The organism is Bilifractor sp. HCP3S3_D3 (assembly GCF_052063915.1).
GTDB lineage: Bacteria > Bacillota > Clostridia > Lachnospirales > Lachnospiraceae > Bilifractor.
Genome location: NZ_JBQHWP010000014.1, coordinates 45,600 through 60,263, shown reverse-complemented (window position 1 = coordinate 60,263; position 14,664 = coordinate 45,600). Strand labels below are relative to the sequence as shown.

The following is a 14,664-nucleotide window of genomic DNA, read 5'->3' as shown; positions in this document are numbered from 1 at the left end:
GGAAAAAAAGACAATGAGTAACATTTGGGATGATTATCAGAAGACAGTTGATGAGGATGCACTTCAGAAGGATATCAAGGAAGCAAGGAAGAACACGTTTGAAGACCTTCCGAAGGGCAAGTATCACGTGGAAATGAATAAGCTGGAAATGAAGATGTCCAAGACGGGAAAACCGATGGTTTCTATTTCCATGAAGGTCATTGACGGGGAACACAAAGGCCGCCTGATGTTCATGAATCGCGTGATTGGCGGTACGAAGAATGATGCCAGGATGATTGCCGGAATTGAAACTTGGCTTTCAAAGCTGGAAGCAGAAGATGATGGCGGAGAACTGATTGATGTTAAATTCAGGGACTATCCGCAGTTTGCTGACCTTGTAATGGATATTGCGGAAGCACTTGATGATATGGGGCTTCAGTATGACGTGGACTATGATGACAAGGCTTTCAACAGCATTGACATTTTAGGGGTTCTGGAATGATTTTCGCCCTTCCGGTTCCGCATCCAAATAAGGGTGTCGGAATCGGGGGGGGGGTAACTGGAAAGGGGTAAATGGCAATGATTTTCTATGATTTTGAGGTGTTCAAGCATGATTGGCTTGTTGTCGTGTCTGACACCAAAACAAAAAACATTTTCCCAATAATCAACAGCCCCGAAAAACTGAAGGAATTCTATGACAGGAACATCAACGATATCTGGGTTGGCTATAACAGCCGTCACTATGATCAATGGATTCTGAAATGCATCCTGTGCGGCCTGAATCCGAAAGAACTGAATGATTGGATCATCGTTAAACGAAACGAACCGTGGCAATTCAGTTCTTTGATGCGAAACATCCCGCTGAACAACTATGACTGTATGCCGAACCCACCCATTGGCCTGAAAACGCTGGAAGGATTCATGGGTTCCAACATTAAAGAAACAGATGTGCCATTCAACATTGACCGGAAGCTGACACCAGAAGAAATAGATCAGACGGTTTACTATTGCCGCCACGATGTGGAAGAAACCATGAAGGTTTTTATCCAGCGGAAGTCTGAATTTGATGCACAGTTCGGAATTGTGAAGGCGTTCAATCTTCCGCTGTCCAGCATAGGGGACACGGAAGCGCGGATCACAGCAAAGGTTCTGGAATGTGAACGGCACGAATGGCATGACGAATTTGATTACTTTTTCCTTCCATGTATCCAGTTGAAAAAATACAGATATGTGATGGACTGGTTCAAGAATGCAGTTCGTGACACTTCAACAGAATTAGGCCATACATTCAGCCCGGATGACTGGAATGATAAGAAATATTTTTATTCCCGTTCGTTGGAAACAGAAGTTGCCGGAATCCCGCACGTGTTTGGATTCGGCGGCCTTCATGGGGCAACAGCAAAGCCCATCCACACAAAAGGTCAGATATTGCATGTTGATGTCGGCAGCTATTATCCGTCCATGCTGATTGCGTGGGATTTGGTCACACGGGCGGCGCACAGGCCAGACCAGTACAAACATGTATATGACACCAGAATGGCGCTAAAACGGGCTGGAAAGAAGCGAGAACAGGCACCATACAAGAAGCTGCTGAATGCCCTGTCCGGTGCCATGAAGGACGCCACGAACCCGGCATATGATCCACGGAACAACAACTGTATGTGTATCAACGGGCAGTTGATGCTGCTTGACCTGATTGAACATCTGGAAGCTGTGCCGGGGTTCCAGCTTATCCAGTCAAATACAGATGGTTTGATTATTCAGATTCCTGACACAGACGAAGCATTCAACATGGTTGATGATATCTGTTTTGATTGGGAAACCCGGTGTTCCACAGACAAGTGTTTTATTCTTCTTGGACTGGACACCATAGCGGAAATCTACCAAAAAGACGTGAACAATTACTTGTGGATTGATGCCAAGGGCGGCGTAGAACGAAAAGGCGCATACGTGAAGGAACTGAAGGCCATAGATTATGACCTTCCGATTATCAACAGGGCGCTGGTTGAATACATGGTTCACAAGATTCCGGTCGAACGGACAATCAATAGTTGTGATGACCTGAAGGAATTCCAGAAGTTGGTGAAGTTGTCAGACAAATACAGATATGTGGAACATGAATATGGAACGCCTAATCTGCTGAGAGAGACACGACACCGGGACGGAAGTACAACCAAAGTATTCAAATATCCACATACGGAACAATACAGTTATAAATCATACCGGGTGTTTGCTTCCAAGGACATGCGGAATGGAAGAATCCTGAAGTGTAAGGGCGGTAAGCACAAACCGGAAAAGTTCGGCGGAACACCTGACCACTCATTCGTTTGGAATGACAGCACGGACGGGGTGAAGTGCCCGGCCAATCTTGACCGTGGATGGTATATAGACATAGCAAAAAAGCGATTGAAAGATTTTGGGGTGATTACATGACGGACGGATGGAAAGGAAATGAAAAGGTCTTCAAAACTTATGTTTTGGGTAATCCTTCCGGTGATGGCAAGCACCCAAAAGAAAAGGTAAAAGGCCGTGACCATATCCATGATTGGGATGAAGTCAAGAAGGAAGATTGTTTTGGTGCAATCCTGAATGATGAATTTGTGGATATAAGCTTTGACTCAAAAGAAGTGTTCAACGCTGTGTTGAACATGGCTGAACAAAATGGATGGAAGTGTTTAGCCCTTCCGTCTACACACGGCGGGCATACTTACTGGAAAAAATCACGAACACACAGGTTTAAGAACGGCACGGATAAGAAATTAGCGGTCGGATTTAAGGCAGATATTCACAGCGGATCAACCTATATCCCGTTGTGTGTCCATGGAGAAAAGCGGTTCCCACCAGAGTATGACGTTCTGGAAGGTGAAGACTATCAGGAAATTCCTGAAGAATTATGGCCTGTTGTTACATCCATTGACTTGTGGGGCATGAAGACCGGAGACGGACGTAATGACGAACTGTTCAAGTATATCCTGATCCTTCAGCGGTTGCAGATTGGAACGGATATTATCAGGCGAATACTGAAGAATGCCAATCAGTTTGTATTTGATACCCCGCTGGATGAATCGGAACTTGACGTAATCATGAGGGATGGAGCCTTTCAGGTTCCGAATTTCTTCAACGAAAACAACGCATTCCTGTTTGATAAATTCGCCCAATATCTGGTAAACACACAGCACATTGTGAAGATTCGTGGACACGTCCATGTGTACACCAACGGGGTATATGAATCCAGTCAGGAAGTGTTGGAAAAGACCATGATTGACATTATACCGAACCTGAAGGCGTCACAGCGGTTGGAAGTCCTGAAGTATCTGAAGCTGATTGCCCCGCCAATGGAACCGGCACCAGCGCGATATATCGCATTCAGAAATGGAATTTATGACCTTGAAACAGATGAAATGATGGATTATTCACCGGATTTTGTGATAACGAACAAAATCAATCTGATTTATGATCCTACGTTTTACAGCGAAGTGGGTGATAGAACCTTGAATGCTATGGCGTGTGGGGATACGTCTATCCGGGCATTGCTGGAAGAATGTGTTGGCTATTGTCTGTATCGTGAAAACAACATGCGGAAGGCGTTTATCCTGACCGGCGGGAAAAGAAACGGAAAATCTACTTTCCTTGACTGGTTAAAAAACACACTGGGGGAAGACAACATTTGTGCTCTTGATCTGAAAGAACTGTCAGACCGATTCAGCACAGCCATGATGTTTGGCAAGCTTGCCAACATTGGTGATGATATCGGGGATGACTTTCTTCAGGGCGGACAGGTGGCAATGTTCAAAAAGATCGTTGCCGGGAACCGGATCAAAGCAGAACAGAAAGGGCAAGACCCGTTTGAATTCAATCCGTATGTGAAACTGTTGTTTTCGGCCAACGACATTCCAAGGATGAAAGACCGAACCGGGGCGGTGCTTGACCGTCTGATCATCATTCCGTTTGATGCGGAATTCAAAGAAGGTTCCGCTGGATATGACAAACACATCCAAAGCAAGTTACGTTCAGAAGAAGCGCGGATGTACCTTATTCGGGTTGGTATTGAAGGGCTGAAGCGCATTCATCCGGAGAACGCAGAGTTTACACGAAGCGACAAGGTGGAAAAGCAGCGGGAAGAATACGAAAGCGAGAACAACCCTATCACTGGATTTATTCAGGATTCTGACGTTGATACAGATATTGTGAATGAATCAACGGCGGACGTATACCGGCGGTACACCGTGTTTTGTGCAGAAAACAACATGAACCCGATGTCAAAGATTCAGTTTTCCAAGGTTATCAAGAAAACCCTTGACCTGAAAATTGAATCCAGAAGGGTAAACGGTCGGAAATGCCAAGTATTTGTGAGGTGACAGAAATGAAAAGAAGTGATGTTTATATCATTCGCAACGATGGCAGCGGGAAAAAGGCTGTCAAGATAAAGGGGTACATGTTTGAGAAGAAGGGACACTGGTTTACTGTTCGGCATCGTGATCCTGATGAAACCGCGCACTACAAGAAGTGGATTATTTCTGATTTTGTAACCGGGCTGTGTATGACAGATACCAACAGCAAGCTCGATGATGTACCAGACGCATTACAGGAATCCATGATTGATAAGTTAATTGAGTTTTACAGTGATAATTCAACTAGCATATACAAACGTCAATCAACACATGATGAATTTGCGGAATACGCGCAGATGATCAACGAAGCGATGTTCGCAGACTCACCAGAAAATCCGCTGATTGACCTGTTACAAGAAGATGCCGGTGAATTATTCCGCTGATGGGGGTGGTTGCGTGAGTGAAGTATATGGCTATCCCACAATCCTTCTGTCTGATGGCACAAGGGAATTCATAGGCGGTGGGAATGGTGAAGAAACAGACGCCTATTTTCAACGGCTTATCCGTGAACGTCTTGGTGATGAAGCAGAAGACTTATACAATGCGCTGAAAGAATATTGGCAAATTTCCTATGAGGAAAGAGAAGAAGACAATGCGGAAGCGGAATCTTGGCGGAATTATGCGGTGGACGTATGGCACGAACTTCAGGAAATTGCATATGCAAAACGGATAGACAGGAAAAAACTGATCGCATTAACGGAAAGGATAGAAGGTGATTTGTGATGATGAATGTGGATGTCAGCATCAATCGGTTTTTCAACAGTATTGTTCATTTACGGTGGATAAGTTTTCCTGATTTGGGACTGAATGAAACTTTTTACAGTTATTACTATGCTGAAGCCAGACTTTATATCATTCGGGATGGTTTAACGGATCAGTTGTTTTTCGTGAAGGCTGATTCACCAAAGGACGCTTTTATGAAGTTCCACAAAAGAATGGAAGACGCATTGAATGCCGGTAGGTACGTAGATGGAGGGGAATACGATGATTAAAGTCGAAAATATTGAAGTGTGGGGATGGGAAAGTGCAATCAGGGGAATGCGGAATCCCATGAATTCATGGGAAAAATCGGACACGCTGTATTGTGATCGTGTGGATTGTGACCCTGACAGAACTTGCCCTTATTACGGGGAAGGCGGTTGTCATGGTTCGGATGGTGGTATTGTCCTTGGCAAGAATGATCTTGATCTTATGCGTAGATTGTTCAAAGCTGGAACTGAACACCGGAAGTATTTGCGGATGATCCATGTTTCCATGGACATCACAGCACCATTGTACTGGTGGAAGGAATTTGACACCTACAAGATTGGAACCACGGCAAACAGTTGCAGTACCATGCACAAATTGACTGCAAAGCCGTTTGAAACAACGGACTTTTCTTGTGACAAGCTTGGCCTTGAATCAAATGCAGTTCTTCAAACAATCGTCAATATTCTAAATAAGTCCCGGAAAGATTATCTGGATAGCAAAGAGAAGTTCTTCTGGTGGCAGATGATTCAACTTCTTCCATCATCTTATAACCAGCGCCGCACTGTTGATTTTGACTATGAAACAGCATTTTCCATGATCAGACAGCGCACCGGACATAAGCTGGATGAATGGAACGCATTTGTTGAAATCCTTAAAGATTTACCGTATGTGAAGGATATAGGTGATCTGAATGAAAAAAGCAATCACGTTCAAAGAGTTCAAAGCTGTTCAACGGATGCCATTGAACACGTTTAACAGGTGGGTCAGTTCCATCTACATGTCAGGTGTTCAGGATGGGTTGAAGGAAGGGGAAAAGGAACTGGACGAATGCTATACATTCACAACAGATGAATTGACCACATTCCTTCAGACGATTCCGGGAATTGGGCAGAAGACAGCGGAAAAGATCGTTGATGCAATCATTGAATCAGACTATTGATTTTTGAATATTAACTTTCAAGAAAGGAAATCAAGATGGAAGAAATCAAACCAGATAATGTCAACCATCCGGCACACTATGAGGTTGGTGGTTATGAATGTGAAAAGGTGATGGAAGCTGTATTTGGCAAGGCAGAAGTTGCCGTTTGGTCAAAGCTGAATGCCTTCAAGTATCTTTGGCGGTGTGATCATAAGCAGATGACGCCGACAGAGGACATTGAAAAGGCTGACTGGTATCTGAAAAATTATATAAGACTGATGGGGAAAACAAAAGATGTATGAATATGGGATGCGATTAAGGCCGTTTTCCATTGGATGTCAGCCAATGGAAGGACTGATTAATGTGAAACCGGAAACCACAACCGGCGGAAAGCATTACTGGAATGTCCTTGTTTATAAACGGGAACTGACAGAAAAAGAATTGAAAGATTATGAACTGGATGATCTGAATAAATGAGGTAAAGAAAATGACGATTAATGAATATCAGATAAATGCAATGAAGTTTGCAAACGGAATGAACCATCAGAATGCCAGCGACCTTCTGGTGAATGGTGTCATGGGTATGTGTGGCGAATCCGGTGAATGTATTGACATGGTGAAAAAAGCCAACTTTCAGGGGCATGATTTTGATAAACAGCATTTTGCCAAGGAATTGGGTGACGTTGCGTGGTACTTGGCTGTTTCTGCCCACGCTGTTGGCTATGATCTTGAAACCATCTTCCAGATGAACATTGACAAGCTGACAGCGCGTTACCCGGAAGGGAAGTTTTCTGTTGACCGTTCGTTACATCGTAAGGACGGTGATATCTGATGCCAGGCAGAAATCAGGAAGGCTATAGTGATCCAACGGCAAGCATGGCAATCAGTCACGTTGCCAAGGAAGAGAGAAGGGATGAAGAAGAAAGGACTTTGCGCCGGATTATCTACATCATGCGTTCCGTTGCGGCAGCATTCAATTTTGAAATTGTTGGGCGGATCACATTAAAGGACAAAGGAACCGGCAGGATTTACCGATAGGGGGGGTGAGAAATGATGCAGATCATCAAAATATTGATATGGTCGTTTTGGTTGTTTTGTTGCAACTGTCTGGTGGCATTTTTGTTCGTTGTAATTGGTTCTCTGATTTTTCATTATCACATCCATTTCTATGCCGGATTAATCGGTGGTGCCGTGCTATCCCTTTGCGAATTGATCTATGTCATTGTTGCCCTGAATCACAATCTTGATGATGGCGATTGGTATGACTGACAGCCAGCGCCCCCACCAACAATAGCGGTGGTTGTTGGTGAGGGTGTTCAAGTTTGTACAAGATGTGTACAAGATGAAATTGTTATCTTGAACGCCTTCAAAGCCTTGATTTTACTGGGTTTTTTGATAGATGTTCAAGATGGAAAAGATAAATCTTAATTTATTATATAAAAGACGGAATTTCGTAATTTCACACTTAAAATTAAAGTGTGAAATTACGAAAACGGGTAAATATAAATATATATAAGGATTTATCTTGTACAACTTGAACACACCCCCCGAAAAACCCAGTATTTATGCGGCTTAGAGGGTGTTCAAGATGATTTTTTATCTTGTACACATCTTGAACAGAACACTTGTTCTGAAATGCCGCAAACCCTTGATTTTACTGAAGATTTTAGATGTTGAGGTGTACAAGATGCAGAATTTTAACTTGAACAGGAACCTGAATGCAAAGCAATATCTGCTTCAGCTTCAGATTCTTGATACAAAGATTAACCAGAAGATTGAAGAATCCGCACAGCTACGAAGCATTGTCCAAGGTCGGGGTATATCATACGATTCAGAACGTGTACAAACGTCACCAACAGACGTGCAGGAAAATATAATTGTAAAATATCTTGACCTTGAAAGAGAAATAGACAAGATGATTGATGCATATGTTGATCAGAAAGACAAGATCATCAATCAGATTCATGAACTGTCTGATGTACGATACATCAAAATTTTGTTTGATCGGTATGTCCCTGATGAAAATGGACACACAAAGTCATTTGAACAGATATCAGTTGACATGCATTATAATTACACATATGTTTGTGATCTGCACGGACAGGCGCTAATTGCATTTGCCGAAGTTATCCGAAACAATCCGTAATAGGAATGTGTTATTATGATTGAGTGAAAATTTACTTCAGACCGTTGAAGGGTGCTAACATCTCCTACCTTCAGCGGTCTTTTTGTTTGAATGAAAGGCGGGTTAAAATGGCAAGCCATAAATTAACAAACAAAACGCTTGCCGAAAAATGGCAAGCATACAAAGAACATTGTGATTCGCATACAGTTCAGCGGACGGAATTCAGTCAGAGGGAATCAAAGTTCGTGACACAGACGGTTCCAAATCCCATCACATATACCATCAAAGGATTCTGTCAGTTTATAGGGATGACAGAGAATAATTTTTATGAAACATATGCGCCAAATCCTAAATTTGGGTTAGTCATCGCGCGTATGAGAGAAGAATGTGAAAACAACGCCCGGTCACGGTTTGAAGATGGTTCTATTCCAACACAGCTTTCCGGCCTTTGGATGTCCAGATATGACGGATATACAACAAAGCAGGAACAGAAGGTCACCGGAACCCAACAGGTGGTGATTGTGGATGACTGTGATCAGTAAAAACAGGATCAAGGCGTCAGAGTTCTTTGGCGGTGGATATAACGATTTCCTGAAGTATAAAGGTCGTTATCGTGTATTGAAGGGTTCGCGTGCTTCCAAGAAGTCGAAGAACACAGCGCTAAACATCATCTTTCGGATGCAGAAATATCCTGAAGCAAACGCATTGGTTGTGCGGAAGGTTTTCAGAACTTTGAAAGATTCCTGTTTTGCTGACCTGAAATGGGCGATTCATAGAATTGGCGTTGATGCAGATTGGGAAATCAAAGAATCCCCACTTGAAATCACACGTATTTCAACCGGACAGAAAATCCTATTTCGCGGCTTGGACGATCCATTGAAAATCACATCAATCAGTGTGGAACATGGTGTGCTGTGTTGGGTATGGATTGAAGAAGCCTATGAAATCATGAAGGAACAGGATTTTGATATTCTTGATGAATCCATTCGTGGTTCTGTACCAGATGGGCTGTTTAAGCAAATAACCCTGACCTTCAACCCATGGAATGAACGGCATTGGATGAAGCACCGGTTCTTTGATGATTTGGTTGGCTACGATTCGGAAAACAAGCCAATATATAAGCCACGAAAGAACCCGCTGTCAGATGATGGCCAGATATTGGCAATGACCACAAATTACAAGTGTAATGAATGGTTAGATGCATCAGATCTGAAAGTCTTTGAAGACATGAAGAAGCGCAATCCACGGCGGTACAAGGTCGCAGGTCTTGGCGATTGGGGAATTGTGGAAGGTCTGGTGTATGAGAACTGGAAAGAACAGAAATTCACGCTGGACGATGTGCGCGGATTCCATACAGTGTGCGGCCTGGACTTTGGTTATACCAACGATCCTTCCGCATTTTTTATTGGTTTTCTGGATTTGGAAAACAAACGCCTGTATGTGTGGGATGAAATGTATGAAACCGGATTAAGCAACCGGAAGATATATGAAACCATCACGGGCATGGGATATGGGAAAGAAACCATCACAGCGGATTCGGCAGAACCAAAATCCATTGATGAATTGCGTTCTTTGGGACTGTATATTCATGGGGCAAAGAAAGGCAAGGATTCCATCAACAACGGGATTCAGTGGATTCAGGATTTGGAAATTATTGTTCATCCGTGCTGTGTGAACTTTCTGACAGAAATATCTAACTACATGTGGAAATCCGACCGGTTCGGAAAGAAGCTGAATGAACCGATTGATGATTTTAACCATCTGATGGATGCCATGAGGTATGCACTTGAACAGTATATTCTTGGCAATGGGTGGATTTATTAAGGCGGTGATGAAATGCTGACAAAAGAAGAACTGAAGCTGTTCATTGACGAAGATATGGCCTCAGTGAAAAAGCAACAGGCGCTTACCGGCGCACGGTACTATGACGCCGAACATGATATAAAAAATTGCCGTCTGTTTTTTTATAATTCAGATGGCCAGTTGGTTGAAGATACGACAAGGGCGAATGTGAAGATTCCCCATCCGTTTTTCACAGAATTAACGGATCAGGCCACACAGTACATCTTGTCGGGTGATGATCCGTTTGTTGTGTCAGATGATCCAGACCTTCAGGATGAGCTGGACAGCCGGTTTAACAATAACGATGACTTCCGGGCGGAACTGTCAGACCTGATTACAGACTGTCAGACAAAGGGATTCGCGTACATGTACGCGCTGAAGGATGCCAATGACAAGATGCGCTTCACATGTGCGGATGCCATTGGCGTGATTGAGGTGGAAGGCCGTTTTGCCGGTGATGGTAAAGACCATGTGATTTACTGGTATATTGATCGGATCGACAAAGACGGGCACAGGATCAAGAAAATTCAGGATTGGGACGATTCAGAAACCCACTATTACACACAGGATGATGAAGGCGAAATTCAGGATGATGCGGATGAAATTTACAATCCACGTCCACATGTTCTGTATACCAAGGGGGACGGTAAAACCTATGGTGAAGCTCTTGGGTTTGTTCCGTTCTTCCGGCTGGATAACAACAAGAAACAGTTTTCCAACCTGAAGCCGGTCAAGGAACTGATTGATGATTATGACATGATGGCCAGTTCCCTATCCAACAACCTGATTGATTTTGATCATCCGCTATATGTGGTCAAGGGGTTCCAAGGCCACAATCTGGATGAACTTCAGCAAAACCTGAAAACCAAGAAGATGATTGGAACCGCACCGGATGGCGGTGTGGAAATTCACACGGTCGATGTTCCGTTTGAAGCCAGAAAAACAAAAATGGAACTGAATGAAAAGAATATTTACCGGTTCGGTTTCGGTCTGAATCTGTCCGACTTGAAGGATACAAGCGCCACAACGAACATTGCGATCAAGGCAGCCTATTCCCTTCTTGACTTGCGGTGCAATCGTCTGGAAACACAACTGAAGAGATTCTTGCGGAAGGTTGTTAACGTGGTCATTGATGAAATCAACAAGGAACAGGGCACGGATTACCAGACAGATTCCGTTCATTTTGAATTCACTCATGAAGTTATGTTGAACGAACAGGAAAACGCAACGATTGAAAAGACGGATGCAGAGAAGAAACAGATCGAAATCAACACGCTCATTTCTCTTCAGTCTGTCATTGGCGATGAACAGGTTGTACGTATGATCTGTGATATTCTGGACATTGATTATGATGATATCAAAGATCAGATTCCGAAAGATGATCCTTATGCAGATTTAGAATCACAGTTAGGCGGTGAAGGCAATGGCATTGAACAACCGGATGAAGGAAGTCCAGAAAGCGGCGCTGAGTGATGAAAAGCACACCATTCAGCTACTTCAGCGGATATATGAACAAGCTGCCAAGGACACAGAAGCCAAGATTGCCGCACTAAACGCACGGACAGACCTACAGAACATCCAGTCTATTGTTTACCAGAAACAGTATCAGGAAGCGTTGAAGAAACAGCTTGATGGGATTATCAATGATCTGCATACACAATCATTCACAACGGTTTCTGAATATCTTGGCAAATCCTATGAACATGGGTTTTATGGCACTCTTTATGATTTACACGGTCAGGGAGTGCCATTTCTGTTTCCGATTCGTCAGGATGAAGTTGTCAAAGCCCTGAACAATGATTATTCCAACATTGCCAAGAACCAGCGCGGCAAGGATATCTATAAGCGCATGGGCGAAAATACAGATTACCTGAAAAAGGCAGTCCGTGCGGAAGTATCACGGGGTATCGCAAACGGTTCATCTTGGCTGGATATGGCAAGCCACGTGGCAAAGGGAATGAACAGCCCGTTTAACCGGGCAATGAAGCGGGCGTTCTTGATCACCCGTACAGAGGGGCACAGAATTCAGAATCAGGCAACCGTGGATGTGCAGAAACGTGCAAAGGGCTTGGGTGCTGACATCGTGAAACAGTGGGATGCCACACTGGATGCCAATACAAGGCCATGGCACGCTGAAGCTGACGGACAAATTCGGGAAATTGATGAGGAATTCGATGTTGGCGGCGAAAAGATGAAAGCGCCAGGAATCGGTGGTTCCGCACGGAACGTGTGTAATTGCCGGTGCGTACTTCTTCAGCGTGCAAAATGGGCGTTGGGTGAAGCTGAACTGAAAACCCTTCAGGACAGAGCATCATTCTTTGGATTGGACAAATCAAAGTCATTTGATGACTTCAAACGGAAGTATTTGAAGTTGCCTGATGATGCTGATAAATTAGAAGTACCAGATGTATCACGCTGCCACTATGGAACAACAAAAGATTATTCACGGCTTACAAAAGTACACACAAAAACCGTCAGCAAAGGCGATGCGGCACAAATAGCAAAACATACTAAAAGTGACGGATCACCCGGTGGATATGTAGCTACCCATAATTACACCAACATTAATTCAAATATGCGTGGTGATGGGTATGCGGGAAATAAACTTGACGCTGATGACCTGAAAACAATAGATTCAATGCGGAAAGCAATTTCACAATGCACTACTGATGATGATTATATAGTGACACGATATGTAAATGCTGACTATCTGTCCAAAGTCTTTGGTATAATGGATAGTAAAGGGCGTGTGTTGGGAAGTAGTGATATTGATTCTGTTCATTGGGGTGGACGTAGGGTAAAAGAATTCAGAGCGGCTACGCTAAAAACCCTGAAAGATGCCACTGGTACAATACTGACAGAAGACGCATTTATGTCAACGAGTTTTCTTAGAGATAAGAACATTATGTCAGATAAACCGGTCAGAATGTCAATCAATGTTGCGAAAGGCACACACTGCTATATCCCAAAGAACAAGAAGGAAAGTGAATGTATTTTTGCTGACAAGTCAAGGTTACTTTTGACAGATGCCATTGACAGCATAGATGGTAAAATTGAACTTGTATTCACATTGATAGAGGGGTGACCATTATGACAGCATCGGAACTGTATGCTATGGTAATGAAAAAAGAATATAATGCCGTTTTAGATGAACTTGAACGCTTACCCCCGTCTGTGTTAAATGAATTTGCAGAAGAATTCATAAAACACAATCAGAATGCGGGGGATGATTTTGTTGATAGATTGTCAGATGAACAGTATGAACGATTCAAATATTTAGGATCATCTGAGAGGCAACGGAAATATTTCATGCGCATTCCTGATGACAAGATGACAGAAAAGGATTGGGCTGATTTACAGGCAACAGATTTTTGATATTATTGATAAATGAAATGCGTAGGTATGCAAGAAAGGCGGTTTATATGACCGCCTTTTTTCGTGCCCTAACAAGTTATCAATGAAACATTAAAAACGCCTGTATGACCGTTATATGAGGTCAGAGAGGGGGTTCTACATGTGCATGAGAAGCACAGAAAGGCGGTGATCCAGCTTATCTTCCAGCCATGGGTTAAATGGCATGGGGAAGGCCACACTTCACGGTGTGGTCTTTTCTTTTGTCCAATAAAGGGTGATGACGTTTAAAAGCACCCCGAAATAACCGCCGGTCACAGCGGATATACAAAATGTGATTGGTTCCCGGTAGACACCGGATATAAAAACAGCAATCAAAGAGAGGAAAACAATTATGAATCTTGAATTTCTGAAGGCAATCTTAGGTGATGATCTGTTCAATCAGTTTGTTGAAAAACTGAACGCTTACAACGGCGATGAAGCCAACAAAGACAAGCAGATCAAGCTTGCAAACCTGACAGATGGCGGCTATGTGTCCAAGGATAAATACACAGACCTTGAAACGACACTGACCGGCAAGCAGTCAGAGCTGGAAAAGGCAAATGGACTGATTGAAGAACTGAAAAAGGGTGCCGGAAAAGACACAGAACTTCAACAGAAAATCAGCGGTTATGAAGCACAGGTTGCAGACCTTCAGGCCGAAAATAAACGCCTGAAAGCTGAAAACGCGCTGAAGTTTGCGCTGATTGAAGCCGGTGCAACAGATGTGGATTATGTGTTCTACAAGGCCAGTGAAAAGCTGAAGGCTGACGGCAAGACCATTGATCTTGGGGAAGATGGCAAGGTAAAGGGTGTTGACGATCTGATTACTGGACTGAAGACGCAGCTTCCCAACCAGTTCAACACCGGTAAGGATGGCGGCGATGGCGGCAAGATCGTGGAACCGAACAACCTTCCGCATGGTGACGGTGAAAAGACAGTCACCATTGATCAGTTCCGAAAGATGGGTTATCAGGAAAGATTGAACCTGAAGAAATCCAACCCTGAAGCATTCCATAAGCTTTCAGGCATGTAAACAAATATGAAAG

Annotated in this window: 20 protein-coding genes; all 20 read left to right on the top strand. The window is 43.5% G+C overall.

Annotated features, from left to right (window positions below; translation table 11 throughout):
• Nucleotides 1–13: 13 nt before the first annotated feature.
• Nucleotides 14–481, top strand: a complete 468-nt coding sequence (locus ACTNDI_RS09775) for a DUF669 domain-containing protein (RefSeq protein WP_441100801.1) — start codon at nucleotides 14–16, stop codon at nucleotides 479–481.
• 71 nt (nucleotides 482–552) lie between these two features.
• On the top strand, nucleotides 553–2,412 hold the full coding sequence (locus ACTNDI_RS09770; protein ID WP_441100800.1) for a hypothetical protein: 1,860 nt from the start codon (nucleotides 553–555) through the stop codon (nucleotides 2,410–2,412).
• Nucleotides 2,409–4,337 carry a DNA primase family protein gene (locus ACTNDI_RS09765; protein WP_441100799.1) on the top strand — a complete coding sequence of 643 codons (1,929 nt, stop codon included), beginning with the start codon at nucleotides 2,409–2,411 and terminating at the stop codon, nucleotides 4,335–4,337. Before ACTNDI_RS09770 ends, ACTNDI_RS09765 begins: the two co-directional genes overlap by 4 nt.
• Before the next feature lie 5 nt (nucleotides 4,338–4,342).
• Nucleotides 4,343–4,753: a hypothetical protein gene (locus ACTNDI_RS09760; RefSeq protein WP_441100798.1), complete on the top strand. Its 411-nt coding sequence runs from the start codon at nucleotides 4,343–4,345 to the stop codon at nucleotides 4,751–4,753.
• A gap of 13 nt (nucleotides 4,754–4,766) precedes the next feature.
• Entirely contained in the window at nucleotides 4,767–5,093 is a 327-nt protein-coding gene (locus ACTNDI_RS09755) for a hypothetical protein (RefSeq protein ID WP_441100797.1), read from the top strand.
• Nucleotides 5,093–5,362, top strand: a complete 270-nt coding sequence (locus tag ACTNDI_RS09750) for a hypothetical protein (protein WP_441100796.1) — start codon at nucleotides 5,093–5,095, stop codon at nucleotides 5,360–5,362. Before ACTNDI_RS09755 ends, ACTNDI_RS09750 begins: the two co-directional genes overlap by 1 nt.
• Nucleotides 5,355–6,095 carry a hypothetical protein gene (locus tag ACTNDI_RS09745; RefSeq protein ID WP_441100795.1) on the top strand — a complete coding sequence of 247 codons (741 nt, stop codon included), beginning with the start codon at nucleotides 5,355–5,357 and terminating at the stop codon, nucleotides 6,093–6,095. The genes ACTNDI_RS09750 and ACTNDI_RS09745 overlap by 8 nt, the downstream gene beginning before the upstream one ends.
• 22 nt (nucleotides 6,096–6,117) lie before the next feature.
• Nucleotides 6,118–6,279, top strand: a complete 162-nt coding sequence (locus ACTNDI_RS09740) for a hypothetical protein (RefSeq protein WP_441100794.1) — start codon at nucleotides 6,118–6,120, stop codon at nucleotides 6,277–6,279.
• Between the two features lie 35 nt (nucleotides 6,280–6,314).
• The gene (locus tag ACTNDI_RS09735) at nucleotides 6,315–6,560 is read left to right on the top strand and encodes a DUF3310 domain-containing protein (protein ID WP_441100793.1); all 246 of its coding nucleotides are present in this window, start codon (nucleotides 6,315–6,317) and stop codon (nucleotides 6,558–6,560) included.
• A gap of 43 nt (nucleotides 6,561–6,603) precedes the next feature.
• Entirely contained in the window at nucleotides 6,604–6,735 is a 132-nt protein-coding gene (locus ACTNDI_RS09730; protein WP_441100792.1) for a hypothetical protein, read from the top strand.
• A 10-nt stretch (nucleotides 6,736–6,745) separates the two neighbouring features.
• Entirely contained in the window at nucleotides 6,746–7,090 is a 345-nt protein-coding gene (locus ACTNDI_RS09725) for a nucleoside triphosphate pyrophosphohydrolase family protein (protein ID WP_441100791.1), read from the top strand.
• The gene (locus ACTNDI_RS09720; RefSeq protein ID WP_441100790.1) at nucleotides 7,090–7,296 is read left to right on the top strand and encodes a hypothetical protein; all 207 of its coding nucleotides are present in this window, start codon (nucleotides 7,090–7,092) and stop codon (nucleotides 7,294–7,296) included. Before ACTNDI_RS09725 ends, ACTNDI_RS09720 begins: the two co-directional genes overlap by 1 nt.
• Nucleotides 7,297–7,308: 12 nt before the next feature.
• Complete coding sequence (locus ACTNDI_RS09715; RefSeq protein WP_441100789.1) at nucleotides 7,309–7,527, top strand: hypothetical protein; 219 nt, start codon at nucleotides 7,309–7,311, stop codon at nucleotides 7,525–7,527.
• Nucleotides 7,528–7,945: 418 nt separating this feature from the next.
• Nucleotides 7,946–8,404: a hypothetical protein gene (locus tag ACTNDI_RS09710; protein WP_441100788.1), complete on the top strand. Its 459-nt coding sequence runs from the start codon at nucleotides 7,946–7,948 to the stop codon at nucleotides 8,402–8,404.
• A 107-nt stretch (nucleotides 8,405–8,511) separates the two neighbouring features.
• Nucleotides 8,512–8,925, top strand: coding sequence for a terminase small subunit (locus tag ACTNDI_RS09705; RefSeq protein ID WP_441100787.1), 414 nt, complete (start codon nucleotides 8,512–8,514; stop codon nucleotides 8,923–8,925).
• Nucleotides 8,909–10,207, top strand: a complete 1,299-nt coding sequence (locus ACTNDI_RS09700) for a PBSX family phage terminase large subunit (RefSeq protein ID WP_441100786.1) — start codon at nucleotides 8,909–8,911, stop codon at nucleotides 10,205–10,207. Before ACTNDI_RS09705 ends, ACTNDI_RS09700 begins: the two co-directional genes overlap by 17 nt.
• Before the next feature lie 12 nt (nucleotides 10,208–10,219).
• A complete protein-coding gene (locus ACTNDI_RS09695) occupies nucleotides 10,220–11,698 on the top strand; it encodes a phage portal protein (protein ID WP_441100785.1) in 1,479 nt (492 codons plus the stop codon).
• Entirely contained in the window at nucleotides 11,649–13,310 is a 1,662-nt protein-coding gene (locus tag ACTNDI_RS09690; RefSeq protein ID WP_441100784.1) for a phage minor head protein, read from the top strand. Before ACTNDI_RS09695 ends, ACTNDI_RS09690 begins: the two co-directional genes overlap by 50 nt.
• 5 nt (nucleotides 13,311–13,315) lie before the next feature.
• Nucleotides 13,316–13,600, top strand: coding sequence for a hypothetical protein (locus ACTNDI_RS09685; RefSeq protein ID WP_441100783.1), 285 nt, complete (start codon nucleotides 13,316–13,318; stop codon nucleotides 13,598–13,600).
• A gap of 370 nt (nucleotides 13,601–13,970) precedes the next feature.
• On the top strand, nucleotides 13,971–14,651 hold the full coding sequence (locus ACTNDI_RS09680; protein WP_441100782.1) for a phage scaffolding protein: 681 nt from the start codon (nucleotides 13,971–13,973) through the stop codon (nucleotides 14,649–14,651).
• Nucleotides 14,652–14,664: the final 13 nt, after the last annotated feature.